This window comes from Pseudoalteromonas sp. G5_S1_14_S5 (genome assembly GCF_054968605.1).
Genome location: NZ_JBQKUM010000040.1, coordinates 1 through 16239 on the forward strand (window position 1 = coordinate 1; position 16239 = coordinate 16239).

Annotated in this window: 12 protein-coding genes; 7 read left to right on the plus strand and 5 right to left on the minus strand. The window is 43.7% G+C overall.

Annotation, left to right across the window (positions count from 1 at the left end):
* The first annotated feature begins 166 nt into the window (after positions 1 to 166).
* Both ACTRWI_RS13055 and ACTRWI_RS13060 read left to right on the plus strand, forming a co-directional pair.
* Positions 167 to 682, plus strand: a complete 516-nt coding sequence (locus tag ACTRWI_RS13055; protein ID WP_499131974.1) for a VC2046/SO_2500 family protein — start codon at positions 167 to 169, stop codon at positions 680 to 682.
* Positions 683 to 950: 268 nt separating this feature from the next.
* Entirely contained in the window at positions 951 to 1634 is a 684-nt protein-coding gene (locus ACTRWI_RS13060) for an SDR family oxidoreductase (RefSeq protein ID WP_499131976.1), read from the plus strand.
* A gap of 128 nt (positions 1635 to 1762) precedes the next feature.
* On the opposite strand, the gene adhE is transcribed toward ACTRWI_RS13060, so the two are convergent.
* Positions 1763 to 4465 carry a bifunctional acetaldehyde-CoA/alcohol dehydrogenase gene (gene adhE, locus ACTRWI_RS13065; protein WP_499131977.1) on the minus strand — a complete coding sequence of 901 codons (2703 nt, stop codon included), beginning with the start codon at positions 4463 to 4465 and terminating at the stop codon, positions 1763 to 1765.
* Positions 4466 to 5104: 639 nt separating this feature from the next.
* Here adhE and ACTRWI_RS13070 point away from each other — a divergent pair.
* Together ACTRWI_RS13070 and ACTRWI_RS13075 are read left to right on the plus strand one after the other, a co-directional pair.
* Positions 5105 to 5743 carry a YchE family NAAT transporter gene (locus tag ACTRWI_RS13070; protein ID WP_499131978.1) on the plus strand — a complete coding sequence of 213 codons (639 nt, stop codon included), beginning with the start codon at positions 5105 to 5107 and terminating at the stop codon, positions 5741 to 5743.
* A 148-nt stretch (positions 5744 to 5891) separates the two neighbouring features.
* The gene (locus tag ACTRWI_RS13075) at positions 5892 to 6734 is read left to right on the plus strand and encodes an ion transporter (RefSeq protein ID WP_499131980.1); all 843 of its coding nucleotides are present in this window, start codon (positions 5892 to 5894) and stop codon (positions 6732 to 6734) included.
* Between the two features lie 404 nt (positions 6735 to 7138).
* Here the strand turns inward: ACTRWI_RS13075 and asd are convergent, their stop codons facing one another.
* A complete protein-coding gene (gene asd / locus ACTRWI_RS13080) occupies positions 7139 to 8257 on the minus strand; it encodes an aspartate-semialdehyde dehydrogenase (protein ID WP_499131981.1) in 1119 nt (372 codons plus the stop codon).
* 497 nt (positions 8258 to 8754) lie between these two features.
* Here asd and nhaC point away from each other — a divergent pair, with 497 nt between their 5' ends.
* Positions 8755 to 10191, plus strand: a complete 1437-nt coding sequence (nhaC, locus tag ACTRWI_RS13085; RefSeq protein WP_499131982.1) for a Na+/H+ antiporter NhaC — start codon at positions 8755 to 8757, stop codon at positions 10189 to 10191.
* Positions 10192 to 10282: 91 nt separating this feature from the next.
* Here nhaC and ACTRWI_RS13090 read toward each other — a convergent pair whose 3' ends face one another.
* From ACTRWI_RS13090 to yejK, 3 genes are all read right to left on the minus strand, one after another.
* Complete coding sequence (locus tag ACTRWI_RS13090) at positions 10283 to 11461, minus strand: chemotaxis protein (protein ID WP_499131983.1); 1179 nt, start codon at positions 11459 to 11461, stop codon at positions 10283 to 10285.
* A gap of 76 nt (positions 11462 to 11537) precedes the next feature.
* Entirely contained in the window at positions 11538 to 12929 is a 1392-nt protein-coding gene (locus tag ACTRWI_RS13095; RefSeq protein WP_499131985.1) for an Hpt domain-containing protein, read from the minus strand.
* 107 nt (positions 12930 to 13036) lie between these two features.
* Positions 13037 to 14041, minus strand: coding sequence for a nucleoid-associated protein YejK (gene yejK / locus ACTRWI_RS13100; RefSeq protein ID WP_499131987.1), 1005 nt, complete (start codon positions 14039 to 14041; stop codon positions 13037 to 13039).
* 84 nt (positions 14042 to 14125) lie between these two features.
* On the opposite strand from yejK, the gene ACTRWI_RS13105 reads away from it, so the two are divergent.
* Together ACTRWI_RS13105 and ACTRWI_RS13110 are read left to right on the plus strand one after the other, a co-directional pair.
* Positions 14126 to 14353, plus strand: coding sequence for a YejL family protein (locus ACTRWI_RS13105; protein ID WP_004740674.1), 228 nt, complete (start codon positions 14126 to 14128; stop codon positions 14351 to 14353).
* A 28-nt stretch (positions 14354 to 14381) separates the two neighbouring features.
* Positions 14382 to 16184 carry a DUF3413 domain-containing protein gene (locus ACTRWI_RS13110; protein WP_499131989.1) on the plus strand — a complete coding sequence of 601 codons (1803 nt, stop codon included), beginning with the start codon at positions 14382 to 14384 and terminating at the stop codon, positions 16182 to 16184.
* Positions 16185 to 16239: the final 55 nt, after the last annotated feature.

Consider the following 16239-nt stretch of genomic DNA (forward strand, 5'->3'; position numbering starts at 1 on the left):
ACATGCCTAGGCGTGAGCTTTTTTGTATCTGCAACATGAGTAACTCGAATATAAAGCCGCTAAGTCAGTGTTTTTCAGCGTCACTTACCCACCCTAAATAAATCCCCTGCTTACCTGTGATTAAAGACTAAAGTTTGCCGACTCTATGCCGTTAAAGGTGTATCAAATGAGAGGTATCATGCAAGTACATAATTTAGATAAAGCAGGAATCATCAACGAACTGAAGTTCGGCATCGGGATCAGCCAAGCGGTTGAGCAAGGTCGCCGTGCAGATTTCGCGTTGCTGTTATCTATGTTTTCTAATGATGTTCGAGACTGTACGCCCATCGACAGCATTGAAGTTACAGAGACAACGGAAGTTCGCCTACGTAAACAGTTTGGGGTAGCCGAACCACAACAACTGCGCTCAAACCAATCGTCTTATGAAATTTCAGCACAGCAATCTAACCACTTTCACCAATCAAGCTTGGTGAGCGCTAAACTCTGTCATTACTTAAAACCTGAAGCACTGGCGTTTATGCCTGAGGACACTGGTGACTTACCTGAAGAGGTTTATCAAAACCTTTCTGGTCATGATCGTCGTAAGCTATCCAACAAAAACCATCCCGACCTTCCATCAGCGACACTTTATAATGAGTTATCTACTGCTCAGCGCAAATATCAAATTCAGGCTCAGGTATAGCTTCAGTCTCACTTTATTTCTGTATCTCTATCTGCTTTGCTTAATTCGCGCCATTCGAATGATTCACGAGAATTATGTGAACCACCAACCTTAGGCGCACTTCCATCAACACATGTCGATTACTGCTTGAAGTTACTACAAAATGTGACGCGACACTAAGTTCAAAAAAAGTTATCAATTAACATACCTTAGTTTGAACCAATTCACACCAACTGTATAAAATTCAACCCATATTTACCCAACATGGACGATTTGCTTAGGTACTGGGATGGAAATAAAAAGCTCAATCATATTGGTAACATCTGCTGGCTCGCGCCTAGGAGGGACGATAGCGAACCACTTTGTAAACCTTGGAGCCACCGTCATCCTCTGTGATAACGACACGCAAGCCCTTCAAGCAGCCTATTCACAATGCGCACGATTCTCTGATTCTGTTTACCATTACCCGCTTGAGAGCAATGACAGCCAAGCGATTCTAAACGTATTCAATTTCATCCAAACCACCTTCAATACCACACCCGACGTATTAGTGAATAATTGGGTGAGTTCCCCAATGCCCAGTCTAATCGGCGACCAGCCGGTTGGTAGCTTTATCAACGACCTATCCAATATGGCATCTACCCTATTCGCCTTCGGTCAAATCAGTGCTGAAAGGTTACGAGCAGAAGACAAAGAAGGAGTGATAGTGAATGTCATATCGCACGATGACTTTCATGACGTGTCAGGCTTAGAGAGTGCCAGCTCTATGATTACCGGTTTTACCCACAGTTGGGCCAAAGAGTTAACCCCATTTAACATCCGTGTTGGGGGGGTCGTTCCTGCTATTCACAATGCCGATGGAAAGTTAAACCGTTGCCATTGGGCCCAGCTTCAAGACGAACTCACCAGAACTGCCGAGTACATCATATCTAATGATTACTTTAGCGGTCGCGTGGTTGCGGCCGAAGTTTAAATCCCTAAACAGTCACTAACAGTTAAAACAAAGATCAAATAAAAGCCCCAGTCTCTCGACTGGGGCTTTGAGTTTCCCGATAGTAGGTTTCGAGCTAGCGAAAACTTATCTCATAACTCACGTCTTACTTATGCGTTAGCTTTTTCTTTCTTAGCTTTTGGTGCTGCTTCTTTCGCTACTTGGTCTGCTTTCTTTTTGATAACAGTTGTACCTTCGAAAGTTTCACCTTCAACAAATACTTTACCGTAGTAAGACGCTAGTAGCACTTCTTTCAGCTCAGTGATTAGAGGGTAACGTGGGTTAGCACCTGTACACTGGTCATCGAACGCTTCCACAGCTAGCTCTTCTAGCTTAGCGATGAAGTCTGCTTCAGATACACCAGCCGCTTGGATAGACGTTGGGATATCTAGGTTCAGTTTCAACTCTTCTAGCCATGCTAGTAGACGTTCAATCTTCTGAGCAGTACGGTCACCTTCTTGGCTTAGGCCTAAGTGGTCAGCAACCTCAGCGTAACGACGACGTGCTTGTGGACGGTCGTATTGAGAGAATGCAGTCTGCTTAGTCGGGTTGTCATTCGCGTTGTAACGTACCACGTTAGAGATTAGTAGTGCGTTCGCCAGACCGTGTGGTAGGTGAAACTCAGCACCAATCTTGTGCGCCATAGAGTGACAAACACCTAGGAATGCGTTCGCGAATGCTACACCAGCGATAGTTGCTGCGTTGTGTACTTTCTCACGAGCGATTGGGTCGTTTGCACCGTTCGCGTAGCTTGATGGTAGGTACTCTTTAAGCATCTTAAGTGCTTGTAGAGCTTGACCATCAGAGTATTCATTAGCAAGAACAGATACGTAAGCTTCTAGAGCGTGAGTTACTGCATCGTAACCACCGAATGCTGTTAGAGACTTAGGCATGTTCATTACTAGGTTAGCATCAACGATGGCCATGTTTGGCGTGATTTCGTAGTCAGCTAGGGGGTACTTAGCACCAGTCTTGTCGTCAGTAACAACCGCGAATGGGGTAACTTCTGACCCCGTGCCTGAAGTTGTAGTGATACATACAAGCTCGGCTTTCTTACCCATTTTAGGGAACTTGTAGATACGTTTACGGATATCCATAAAGCGCATTGCTAGTTCTTCGAAGTGAGTTTCTGGGTGCTCGTACATAACCCACATTATCTTCGCAGCATCCATTGGTGAACCACCACCTAGAGCTAGGATTACGTCAGGTTGGAAGCTCTTCATTGCTTCAGCGCCTTTCTCAACAACAGATAGTGTTGGATCCGCTTCTACGTCGAAGAAAGTTTGAACTTCAATGCCTTGTGCTTTAAGCAGGCTAACTACATCATCAGCGTAACCGTTGTTGAATAGGAAACGGTCAGTTACTAGGAATGCGCGTTTCTTACCTTCTAGGTCGCTCATTGCGATTGGAAGGCTACCTCGACGGAAGTAGATAGACTTAGGTAGTTTGTGCCACAACATGTTTTCAGCTCGCTTCGCTACAGTTTTCTTGTTGATAAGGTGCTTAGGACCTACGTTCTCAGAGATAGAGTTACCCCCCCATGAACCACAACCTAGAGTTAGAGAAGGTGCAACGTTGAAGTTGTACAGGTCACCGATACCACCGTGAGTAGTCGGGATGTTAATTAGGATACGAGCAGTCTTCATCTTATCACCGAAGTAACGGATACGGTCTGCGTTTGTATCTTGGTTAGTGTAGAGACCAGATGTGTGGCCGATACCACCGATTTCAACCATAGTTTCTGCTTGAGCAACAGCGTCTTCGAAGTCGTCTGCACGAAATAGACCTAGAGTTGGAGATAGTTTCTCGTGAGCGAACTCATCATCGTAAGAAACTTTACCAAGACCTTCACCAACAAGTACTTTTGTATCAGCAGGAACTTTAACACCGGCCATTTCAGCGATTGCTGGAGCAGGTTGACCTACGATTTTCGCGTTTAGGTTGCCGTCGATGAGGAGTACTTTACGTACTTTGTCAGCGTCAGCTTTAGATAGAACGTGCGCTTTGTGAGAAGCGAAACGCTCTTTAACTTCTTCATATACATTGCTAACAACGATTGCAGCTTGCTCAGAAGCACATACAACGCCATTATCGAATGTTTTAGACATTAGGATAGATGCTACAGCACGTTTGATGTCAGCTGTTTCATCGATAACTATCGGCACGTTACCAGCACCAACACCGATTGCAGGCTTACCAGAAGAGTACGCTGCTTTAACCATACCTGGACCACCAGTTGCAAGGATAAGTGCGATACCGTCATGCTTCATAAGCGCGTTAGAAAGCTCTACAGATGGTTGGTCGATCCAACCGATGATGTCTTTTGGAGCACCCGCTGCTACCGCTGCGTCTAGAACCAGTTTAGCTGCGTCGTTAGTAGAGTTCTTTGCACGTGGGTGTGGCGAGAAGATGATGCCGTTACGTGTTTTAAGAGAGATTAGAGATTTGAAGATTGCTGTAGAAGTTGGGTTCGTTGTTGGAACGATACCACAGATGATACCTACAGGCTCAGCGATAGTCATTGTGCCTAGGTTGTCATCTTCTTCTAGGACGCCACATGTTTTTTCGTCTTTGTATTTGTTGTAGATAAATTCAGAAGCAAAATGGTTCTTGATAACTTTATCTTCAACAATACCCATTCCAGATTCAGCAACTGCTTGTTGTGCTAATGGGATACGAGCGTGGTTCGCTGCAAGAGAAGCTGCGCGGAAGATTGCATCAACTTTCTCTTGAGAGAATGTAGCAAACTCTTCTTGTGCTGCTTTAACGCGAGCTACTAGAGCATCAAGTTCCGCTAAGTTATTTACAGGCATGGTGGATCTCCTAAAATAATAAATATTAAAAACTTTTTATTAAATTCGCTGTTTGCCCTAAACTCTTTAAAACAGCGTTCTTAGTAAATTGCTTTCAGGGCTGAGTATATTATTTCAGTGTGTGAAAAAAATTGACCCAGATCAGTTACTCCAAAAGAATTACCCACCCTGTGGTAAGGCAATCGAAAAGAAACCATAAAATTATGATTTATATGAATTTAAATCACACTTTGCTACAGGACAAAAAACAAGAAATCATATAATTATTTTTTACTTTGTATCATAAACTGTAAAAAATTTTCATTTTCAACCAATTCACTTATATGTATACGGCTAAAAATGTGCCACTGAGAGTATATACATACCGTTGCAACGAGCTAGAAGCTGTCATAATTTTTATTAAAAGCGTGCGTGATATAACATTCCGTTCAAATTAAGTTGCAACTATAAACACAAGAAAACCCCTTGTAACAATAATATTACAGATACGACACTCAATTAGTTTTTCTAAAAAATAGCCCCCTGTTCAGGTTAGTTTTTTTCATTCGCTCTCATTGAATTTGTCCCTTACATTACGCACTCTGACCGAGGTCAGATCAGACCCACTATCCTACTTTACGTTACTTGGAGATCGCTCCCATGCAAGGTTTAGAACTCGCAATCTTTATGCAATTCTTCCTTGGGCTTGTTGCAGCCGTAAACCCAATCGGCATCATGCCTGTGTTTGTTTCTCTTACTGCTCATATGCCGCCAGAAGATAGAAACAGGACCGCCTTTCAGGCCAATATTGCCGTTGCTGTTATCTTGATTGTGTCGCTAGTTGCGGGTCAGTTGCTCCTCGACATGTTTAGCATTTCATTAGACTCATTCCGTGTTGCGGGTGGACTGCTGTTACTGAGCATCGCGTTTTCGATGATGAGCGGTAAGTTAGGTGAAGATAAGCAGAATAAGCAGGAAAAGTCTGAGTACATCAGTAAAGAACAAATAGGTGTTGTTCCTTTAGCTATGCCTTTGATGGCTGGCCCAGGTGCGATCAGTTCGACCATTGTCTATGGATCACGTTACCCAGCGGCAATCGATACTATCGGTATTGGTATCAGCATTATTGCGTTCGCTACTTGCTCTTGGCTTCTGTTCCGTTCAGCGCCTGTTATCGTGCGCTTTTTAGGTCAAACTGGGATTAACGTTATCACCCGTATTATGGGCTTGATTCTTGGTGCACTTGGCATCGAGTTCATTGCGAACGGCTTGCGTAACCTATTCCCAGGATTAGCATAACCACAAACAGCATATAATCGCTTAACTGCGGCTATTTAATGTGGAACACATCTGAGGCGAGTAAAGCAATTTGGCTTTCACTCGCCTCGTTATTATGAAGCTTGTATAATGACGGTTAACGCATTCAATAGAAGACGAACTTCCCCTTATGTCACGCAAGCCACTCAAGCATCACTTGTACGTTATCATTTTTGGTACCCATACACCTGCCGGACGTGCGTTTGATATTTCACTGATCATTGCAATCTTGGCTTCGCTTCTGGTTCTTATTCTTGAGTCCATTCCAAATGTGATGACAGAGTGGTCTCAAGAACTTCGTTACATCGAGTACACTTTCACCGCCCTATTCACTATCGAGTATCTATTCAGGCTCTATTGTTCTCCAAAACCGAAATCTTACGCCACCAGCTTTTATGGCATTATTGATCTGTTAGCGATCCTACCTACTTACCTCGCGATCTTCTTCCCAGGCGCTTCGTTTATGGGCGTTGTGAGATTGCTGCGTGTCATGCGTATCTTCCGAATTCTGAAGTTAGTTCGCTATCTACAAGATTCAAATATTCTGTTGCGTTCGCTATTGATGGCAAGACGAAAGATTCTGATCTTCTTTAGCACAGTCGGCATCTTGGTCGTTATCTTTGGCGCTTTGATATTCGTGATCGAAGGGCCAAGAAACGGATTCACCAGTATTCCTCACAGTATCTACTGGGCAATTGTCACCATCACCACCGTTGGCTACGGGGATATGGTGCCGCAAACAGCGATTGGTAAAGCTATCGCATCCCTCACTATGTTACTGGGTTACTCTATCCTTGCTGTACCTACAGGGATAATTACCGCTGAGCTAAGTAGTGAAATGAACTCTCACAAGGAGTTAGTCAAATGTCCGAACTGCAACCGTTCAGGACACGACCCTGACGCCATCTATTGTAAGCACTGTGCCAGTGAATTAGCCGACCCTGACAAACGTGTTGTGACTGAAGAGAGATAAAAGCAGGTACGGAATTCGAGTAACGGGATACGAAGGGATTTAAGAGCAGGTTCGAGAGCCGGATAACGAGATATCTAGGGACTAGAAAGGGTGACATTTATCGTCACCCTTTTTTTTGGTTCACTGAGCTAAAACAAGACTCCCTGCTACGCTCCTTCGCCGCTATCGGGAATGACACAATTTAAGTTAGGAGAAAAACGTCATCCTCAAGAGTGAGGAACGAATTGGGGATCTCTTCCTTGTCCCATTCCAACGAGAAGAGTTAAGTGAAGTTGCGAGTGAAATTAATCAACCCTCTGTGATCAAAAAAACCGATGTATTAACACCGGCTTTTGTCTCTCACGAAGCTAAGCATTCACAATGAGTGGCACCTGCTTTCACTTTTGAATAGAAAGAGCTTTCAATTACGCCTTCTCAGCTAGGATGATACGTAAAGTACGACGTAAAGGTTCTGCTGCACCCCATAGCAGTTGGTCACCAACCGTGAAGGCATTTAGGAAGTCGTTACCCATAGACATCTTACGTAGACGGCCTACTGGTACTGACATAGTGCCTGTTACTTTAGCTGGAGTCAGTTCTTGCGCCGTAATGTCACGGTCGTTAGGAATAACTTTAACCCAATCGTTGTGAGTTGCGATGATCTCTTCAATCTCATCCATTGGGACGTCTTGCTTAAGTTTGATCGTTAGTGCTTGAGCGTGACAACGCATTGCGCCGATACGTACACAAGTACCATCAATTGGAATAGGCTGACCATCTAGGCCAAGAATCTTGTTCGCTTCAACGCCCGCTTTCCACTCTTCTTTGCTCTGACCGTTTTCACGCTTCACATCGATCCAAGGAATCAATGAACCCGCTAGCGGAGCACCAAATTGGTCTGTTGGGAATGACGATGAACGAATGGTATCAGCAACTTTCTTATCAATATCAAGAATCGAACTTGCAGGCTTTGCTAACTCAGAGCTCACGCTATCGTTAATCACACCCATTTGCGAGATAAGCTCACGCATGTTCTTAGCACCCGCGCCAGAAGCCGCTTGGTAAGTCATGGCACTCATCCACTCAACCATGCCCTTCTCGTATAGGCCGCCCAGTGCCATAAGCATTAAGCTCACAGTACAGTTACCACCAACAAAAGTATTAGTACCGCGATGAATGCCCTGCTGGATTTGAGCCAAGTTAACAGGATCAAGAGTGATGATTGAATCAGCGTCCATACGTAGAGTTGAAGCGGCGTCAATCCAGTAACCTTTCCAACCCGCTTGACGTAGCGCTGGGTAAACTTTTGATGTGTAATCGCCACCTTGACAAGTAATAACTGCATCAAGCTGCTTTAAGCTATCAATATCAAAAGCGTCTTGAAGCAGACCCGAATCTTTACCACCTAGAACAGGGGCAGGAATACCAATCTGAGATGTACTGTAATAAACAGGCTCAATCAGGTCGAAGTCTTTCTCTTCAACCATACGTTGCATCAGTACAGAACCCACCATACCGCGCCAACCAACTAGACCTACTCTCATCTCTCACTCTCCATGTATAAATTAAAAATTGCTCTCACCCATCTATAAGTTGTTCAGAAACAGAACTCAAGCGCTTTTTGTCAAAAAGTGTAACTTTTTCGTTTCTTTAAGTGAACGCGATGAATCTCAAAGTTATCTCAATACAGAGATTCGGCCCACCCTATTGATAGAAACATCAACCCCTTTAAATTCAACCATTTATCGCGCTTAGTCTAACAATCAAACCCCTGATCACAAACAGTAATTCCCTCTATTAAACCATGGTTAATCAGAATCCTATTTTACAAACTGGAAACAATGCTCGACAGAATTAAACATGTAACAATCATGAATTTAACAAACATTTAGATTATGAAACCATAATACACCCAATATACAGTCAAATATCACAACTTAAGCGTATTTTTTCGATATAATAATCTAATTACTGTAGTGTCCATTTCGTACCCCACAATATAATGAAGCACTATAAATGCTCGAAATCACAAGAGGCTTTTATGAAGCAGAGTAAAACTCGCCTACCGAACCTGATGCAGGTATTCATCGCGTTAGGACTATTTCTATCCCTTGCTTTTTCCTTTACAGCAAAGCTTGACCTCCCAATCCAACTTGCCTTGTATATTGGTTGGTTCATTATCATGGTGCTTGGTCTTCGTCTTGGGCACCAATACAAAGACTTAGAAAAAGCAGCACTCAAAGGAATATCTAACGGTTTAGGCGCAGTTTTAATACTTTTGGCCGTTGGCGCTCTTGTTGGTACTTGGATCTCTGGCGGGATCGTACCGACCATCATTTACTATGGTCTAAAAGCTATCCACCCTTCTATCTTCCTTTTGGCGACCATGATCATCTGTTCTCTAACAGCGTTGGCTACTGGTACTTCTTGGGGTGCTGCTGGTACAGCGGGTATTGCGATGATGGGTATTGGCCAAGGTCTAGGTGTTCCTGCACCAATTACGGCAGGTGCAGTACTTTCAGGTTGCTACTTCGGTGACAAAATGTCTCCACTTTCTGATTCCGTAATTTTGGCTTCTTCTATGTCTAACGTAGAAGTGGTTGAACACATCAAAGGCATGCTGCCTGTAGCATTAATCAGCTACGTTATTACTGGCATCATGTTTACCGCGTTTGGCTTCCACTACGCCGGTAACGTTGACATGAGCCAGGTAGAATCTGTGATCAAAGCGATGGAAGTTCAATTCTACATCACGCCATACTCATTTGTTCCAGTACTGATAGTATTAGGTCTACTGGCTTTCCGTATGCCTTCATTCCCGGTAATCAGCTTTGGTTCTCTGCTAGGTATTATTTGGGCAGTGATGATTCAAGAAATCGACTTCCTAACAGCATTCAACACTGCATGGGCACCATTCTCTATCTCATCTGGCGTGGACTTCATTGACTCAATCCTAAACCGCGGTGGCATGTCTTCAATGCTGGGTTCGGTTGCGGTTATCGTATTTGGTTTAGGCTTTGGTGGCTTGCTAGATAAAGTCGGCGTGCTAGAGACAATTGCGAAGGTATTCGAACGCCGCGTAAACAGCGCAGGTTCGCTAGCAACAAGCACAATCGGTACGGCTTTCATGGGTAACGTATTTGGCTCTGCGATGTACGTATCACTAATCCTTACGCCAAAAATCTGTGCTAAGAACTACGACCGTCTAGGTTACAAGCGTAAGAACTTATCTCGTAACGCTGAGTTCGGCGGTACGTTGACATCAGGTATGGTGCCTTGGAGTGACAACGGTATCTACATGGCAAGTATCCTAGGCGTTGCAACGCTGTCGTACGCACCATTCATGTGGCTAAGCTTCATCTGTATCATCGTGACTATCGTAACGTCTTACATGGGTTGGTTCGTTGATAAATGTGAACCAACAGCACCAGCTATTGAAACGGAAGAAGCGGCAGAGCTGACAAAGCAACAAGCCTAGTAGTCCATCGTTCAAAAACGTTAGAACGTAAAATAAACCGTTAATTATATAAATGCAAAAAGAGCGCCTTGGAGCGCTCTTTTTTATTGGGTTACTTATTTGCGGTTCGTTTACCCAACCAATAACCGATACCTAACGGTGCGAAGAACGCCACCAAGATAAACAGAATAAAGTAGATAATCACACCTTTGATTAGCTCCATCAGCTTATCAATCGCGAGCACAACCACTTCTTGCGAAACGCGGTCTAAATCTTGAGTGAACAATTCTCTTTCAGATGTGACGATACCGGCGATCTCGATACGTTCTTTCTCGATCATCTGAACTAACGCTTCTCTTTCACGCGTCACCATCTTTTCTAACGCCACACGCTCATCACTCAGCATAGCCAGTTTTTGGTCTGTTTTGTCGCTAAGATCATTAAGCAGCGGTCGCATCTCTGCCGACATAATAGAAGCCAATGTTTGCATGTATTCAGGATTGTTCTCAATGAAGTCCTGCATGCTTGCTGACGTTTGGCGAAGGCTTTCTAGTGTCATCGACAAATCTTCACCTGTCAGTGAGCTATTCATCGCTACTAATTCTGCTTTCCAAGACATCAGCTTTGGCGTTTGATCAGCCATCAGGCTTAAACGATCTGATGCATCGCTCATCGCTTCTGGCATGGTACCTAGACTCTGAACAATCTGTGATTCATCTTTTCCAAGGTAAGTTAACCATTCTCGATAAGCAGGCGTGCTTCTGAACGTTAGATCGTTAAATGGGTTGCTCGCAACAAACTCAGCAACGAATGTTTTGCTCTTTTTAAAGTCACTTGAGCTCAGAACGCCCTTTGCGAGCTTTTTTGCTTCTTGATCGAGAAAGCGTGCAGTGTTATCCGCATGATCCGTCGTGAACAGATCCGCTCCTCCACCTTCGGCATAGAATTGATTCATTTGCGCAGTAAACACCCAAGTATCAATGAGCGCAGACATCGGAGAGGTTTGGTAAGCCGCTTGCTGTAAGCCCTGCTCAGCATGAATCTTCCAAAGCAAAACATAAGATTGATGTAAGGTGTCATCAGCGGGATAAGATTGCGCGATTAAATCAGCCGAGTCTTCGACTTGTGTAAAAAACAGCTTAGCGTATTCACGCGTCATAAGCCGAGCATTCAGCTCTTGTTGAGTGAGAGGCGTAGTCTGACTATCTAACTTTACTTCCAAAAGAGAACAACCACTTAGTACAATACTAAGCACCAACACCATCCAACTTCGACTCGAAACTCGTAACATATAAACCTCTGACAAAGACTAAGGGCGCGGATTGTATGAACACTTAGTCAGAGTATTGTCAAAATTCCCGCAAAAGTTAACGCTGATTATCTAAATATTCGACAGCGGAATCCACAGAGGCTTTTATCGCCTGCTCTAGTTCATTCAAGTCGTGTTCGCTGATCGCTCGAGATTGTTTCATTGTCATCTCAATACTTGCGGCAATAATGGCTAATCTCGACGCTTTAATGCTGCCTGCTACGCCTTTTAAGCTATGTACAACACGTGCGGCTGAGGTTTCATCTTTAGTCAATAGCGCTTTAAACTTCTCATAGTCGTCTGCATGGTCTTGGACAAACACTCCAAGCAACAATTCAACCGACTCTGCATCGCCATCGAGTGTTTCGAGCATCTCTTCAATATCAATCGCAGGTTTCGAATCCGTCACACTGGTAACGTGTCGCTCAGCTGTTGGTGCCTCAATCGTATTTGGTTGACTTTCAATGTTCATATTCTGTTGCTGTAGATAGTCTGATGGCTCATCCACTACCATTTCTGGTATCCCCTGTTCAGTTGCCAAAAGAGATGAATCACCGCTGCTTTCTGAAAGCAGCTCCGCATCCTTATCAGAGAATTGAACAACCTTTTCTTCGCTAGATTCAGGAGAGGTATTTTGGTCAGCTGCAAATTGCGGAGAGGCTTTTCTCACGCTCGCGCTCCAAACAACCAGAGCCACCATAGCAGCCAAACTCAGACCTAACATTGCGACCAACAAATTAAACTGGCGCTCATGATATTCTGACTCTAACTTAATGATCTGCTTGTTCACCGAGTTCTGCTTAATCTTATCGACTAAAAAGTTCAGTTGTGCGTAATCTACGAGCAATGCGGAAGCATCAGCCAGTAATTGTTGAATCGCGTCTTGCTCTGGCGTTTTCAACTTGTAAGATTTCTCGAGAATAGAATCAAAAGCTCGGTAGGTCGCCGACGAGCTTTGGCTGTCTGAGTACATCGCCTCAAACACCACTACACCAAATTCATTTAGCAACGGTTTTAACTTGGGAGATAACTGCTTGTCTGCACGTAACAACTTGATGTTATCGATAATCTCTTGAACCTGACTTTCGATTGGAATGAACTCGTCAAACTTGGCCAAGAACTGGTCTGCTACATAAAGCAGTTGGTTTACGTCAGGGCGGAAACATGCGTTTTGGAAATCGGATTCGATCTGAAGTCGGATTGAATAAACTAATTGAGCGTTAAGAGCTAGCTCATTAATACGTGAGACGCGAAGTGGTTCCGAGAAATAGAGTGACTGTCTTAATTCGTTAACGCGAATACCCAGCTCCTCGATTTGAGCAAGAGAGTTTGTGTAGGAACGGCTCAGGCTGAGAAGTACCAATGAAGGAAGTAGCCACAGAACCAAAATCACAACTAAGAAAGTGACTGGTTTATTAAAGCGAGTGGGCTTTGCTACTGATTGTTCCATCTATATTCCTTGTGCGTGTTAACTTAAAGCCATTATTGCTATGGCGAAGACACAAAGCACAAAAACAAGCGACAGCATCCTACTGCCGCTTACCTATTCACTTCGGACTATGACTTATTACGAGTCAGTTGGTCACGTAAGTTTGGCGGTGTGCCTTTAATCGTTAGTGTATCTGTCTCCGGATCATAGAAAATACGCTCGCCTAGAAGCAGACTATCAAAACTAACATTCAAACCGCCACCAGCACCAACAAATTTTGTTAGTTTACGCATAGTTGCGCGATCTGCAGGGAAGCTGTCTTCTAACTCGTAGCCTTGCTCACTAGTGTAGTCAAAGAAGCTGGTACCATCTGAGCTTGCTGGTAATTCGCCAGACAGTTCACGCACTTGAACCTCATCACCCGCTTTTAACTGCTCGTTACAGTAATCAGCAACCTGCTTTTTGTAGCTGATCGCTTCCTCTTTCTCTAATTTAGAATCAGAAACAAAATCTTCTACCGCTTGCATCAGCACCTGATTTTGCAGTTTTGCATCCAGACCTACTTCCGCTTGAAGAAAATCTAAGAAGAAGTCAGCCACTTTACGACCAACACGTCCTTTGATGTACGTCAGGTAACGATTTGACTCTTCGTCTGTCTCATAAGTAGAAAGATCTAAGCGAGCTGCGATGTCCATTTTAGAGATATCTAAGTAGTCAGTCGCACTGATATCTAGCCCTTCTGTTACCTTCAAGCTCTGGTTTGAAGGCAATAGACCAATGAAAAGGTAGTCAGTTGCAAGTGACTGATATTCAGCCATTACCAAGATGCCTTCATCAGCAAATGGGTATTTTGAAAGCTCGTCTTTTAGACGTTGCGCACTCTTTTGAGAAAAATCGTAAAAGTTTGTCTCACCAGCACGAAGTTGATGCAACCACTGTTGGAATTCGCTGTCAGATTTGAAAGAACCAAACCCTTTGCCTGCTTTTGAGTTAAAAACACGATGGAGTTCAGCAACTAGGCTTTCAGAAGATGCATCGTTTTCTAGAGATTCAGCACGATAGTTAACTATCAGTTCTTCCTGATCGTTCTTGCTCAGCTGGTGTAAAATTACGTTGGAAAGGTGAAGGCTCATAGTGAAAATATTACCGTTCGGGTTTCAGTTGTCGTGCATAGTAGGTTATCATAAGCCGCTTTTACTATCATTATTAGAGTCCTTATGCCGATTATATCTAAATACACAGATGAACAAGTTGAAAAAATCTTAGCTGAAGTAGGTGCTGTACTATCTAAGCACAAAGCTTCACCAGAACTTTCACTGATGATCGCTGGAAATATCGCAACCAATGTCTTAAATCAGAACGTTGCTGCTTCACAACGCAAAGGAATTGCTGAAAAATTTGCCGAGGCTTTAATTTCTTCTCTTGAAGATAAAAAGTCTCACTAAATTTGATTGACGGATAAAAGAATTATAAATGGTAGACAGCGCAAACTCATATAGCGATCGTGTATCTCGACTGGTTGGTTGGGGTCACTGGTTTGCATTTTTCAATATCATTGCTGCGATGTTGATTGGTACTCGTTATATCACTCAATCTGCTTGGCCAGAAACCCTGCTGGGTCAATTCTACTTGGCTGCTTCATGGGTTGGTCACTTCGGCTTTTTGGTATTTGCGCTCTATCTATTAGTGCTGTTCCCGCTCACATTTATTCTTCCGTCGAGGAAGTTATTACGTTTGGTTGCCGTTTGCTTTGCGACCATAGGTTTAACTGTCCTGTTGATTGATACTCAAACATATCAAAATATAAACCTCCACCTGACGCCTGTCGTGTGGGAGGTTTTATTCAGTGAAGAGGAATCTGCATTTACATCTGATTTGCAGCACCTCTTCATTGTTATGCCGCTTATTTTCTTATTGCAGCTTGGTCTATCTGAATGGGTTTGGCGTAAGCAGCGTAAGCTTTCTCATAAACACATCGGCCGTCCAATTACCGCCGTCTTCTTCTTGAGTTTCATCAGTAGCCACCTAACTTACATGTGGGCTGATGCGTACTTCTATAACCCAATTACTAGCCAAAAAGCGAACTTCCCACTGTCTTACCCAATGACAGCGAAAAGCTTTATGGAGAAACATGGCCTGTTAGACCGCGAAGAATATCTAGAGCGTTTAGAAGCAAACAAAGGTAATGTAAACCTTGTTAGCTACCCGCTAGAAGAAATTCAGTACAACCGCCGCAGTGATGATTTGAACATCCTGATGGTGAGTGTGAATAACCTGCGCGCAGATGCTCTTAACGAAACATCAATGCCAAGCAGTTACGCATTTGCACAACAGTCGATCAATTTCACCAACCATTACAGTTCTAGCAACGACATGTTTGGTATTTTCGGCTTGTTCTACGGCCTTCCTAGCAGCTACGCAAGCAGCATTGAAGCTCAAGGTGCGAGTTCAGTTCTGCTGGATGTATTAGATAACCACAGTTACAAGTTTGCTGCATTCAGCGGCGACAACTTTGACGATGCACTGTACTCGGACATCATCTTCCGAGGCCGTAAAATCATGTCAGAGCAAGCGACGTTTAATGACCAAAATGCAATTCAAGCCTGGTCAAACTGGGTGGAATCACCGCAAGCTAAGCGTCCTTGGTTCAACTTTATTGAGCTGACAACATTGGACAACTTTGCAAGCTCAGAAGCAGAGTCAGAGTCGGCGTTAACAACAGCAGAACGTTTTGCTGCCGATTACCAAAAATCAGCTCAAGCAGCGGACGCACAGTTAGCAACAATCTACACTGAATTGGAACGCTTAGACCTTATCGATAATACGGTAGTTATCATTACCTCTAATCACGGTACTGAGTTTAATGAAACCAAGACTAACAGCTGGGGTGCAAATTCTAACTACAGCCGTTATCAGCTGCAGGTTCCTCTGTTTATCAGCTGGCCAGGTAAATCAGCGTCTGAGTACACTCACCGCTCTAGCCACTTAGATATTTCGGTAACACTAATGCAAGAGCTATTGGGTGTATCTTCAAACCCAACTGACTTTAGCAGCGGCCGCAGTCTGTTTGATGAGCGTAAGAGAAAGTGGGTTCTTGCGGGTGATTCTCGTGAGTTAGCACTTGTGACAGATAAGCAAACTACGGTGTTAGATAAGTTTGGTAACTACAAGCTGTACGACCAAGATTACCAAAGACTAAAAAATGTAAGCCCTCGCTTACCAGTTCTAATGCAGGGTCTCACTGAATTACAGCGATTCTACGCAAAGAATGATTAAATGTTCACAAAACAAAAAAGGGAAGCCAGTGGCTTCCCTTTTTATTGCCGTTAAT

Coding starts and splice junctions, on each gene's coding strand:
- ACTRWI_RS13055 (WP_499131974.1), top strand. CDS start 167: ATGAGAGGTATCATGCAAGTACATAATTTAGATAAAGCAGGAATCATC.
- ACTRWI_RS13060 (WP_499131976.1), top strand. CDS start 951: ATGGAAATAAAAAGCTCAATCATATTGGTAACATCTGCTGGCTCGCGC.
- adhE (WP_499131977.1), bottom strand. CDS start 4,465: ATGCCTGTAAATAACTTAGCGGAACTTGATGCTCTAGTAGCTCGCGTT.
- ACTRWI_RS13070 (WP_499131978.1), top strand. CDS start 5,105: ATGCAAGGTTTAGAACTCGCAATCTTTATGCAATTCTTCCTTGGGCTT.
- ACTRWI_RS13075 (WP_499131980.1), top strand. CDS start 5,892: ATGTCACGCAAGCCACTCAAGCATCACTTGTACGTTATCATTTTTGGT.
- asd (WP_499131981.1), bottom strand. CDS start 8,257: ATGAGAGTAGGTCTAGTTGGTTGGCGCGGTATGGTGGGTTCTGTACTG.
- nhaC (WP_499131982.1), top strand. CDS start 8,755: ATGAAGCAGAGTAAAACTCGCCTACCGAACCTGATGCAGGTATTCATC.
- ACTRWI_RS13090 (WP_499131983.1), bottom strand. CDS start 11,461: ATGTTACGAGTTTCGAGTCGAAGTTGGATGGTGTTGGTGCTTAGTATT.
- ACTRWI_RS13095 (WP_499131985.1), bottom strand. CDS start 12,929: ATGGAACAATCAGTAGCAAAGCCCACTCGCTTTAATAAACCAGTCACT.
- yejK (WP_499131987.1), bottom strand. CDS start 14,041: ATGAGCCTTCACCTTTCCAACGTAATTTTACACCAGCTGAGCAAGAAC.
- ACTRWI_RS13105 (WP_004740674.1), top strand. CDS start 14,126: ATGCCGATTATATCTAAATACACAGATGAACAAGTTGAAAAAATCTTA.
- ACTRWI_RS13110 (WP_499131989.1), top strand. CDS start 14,382: ATGGTAGACAGCGCAAACTCATATAGCGATCGTGTATCTCGACTGGTT.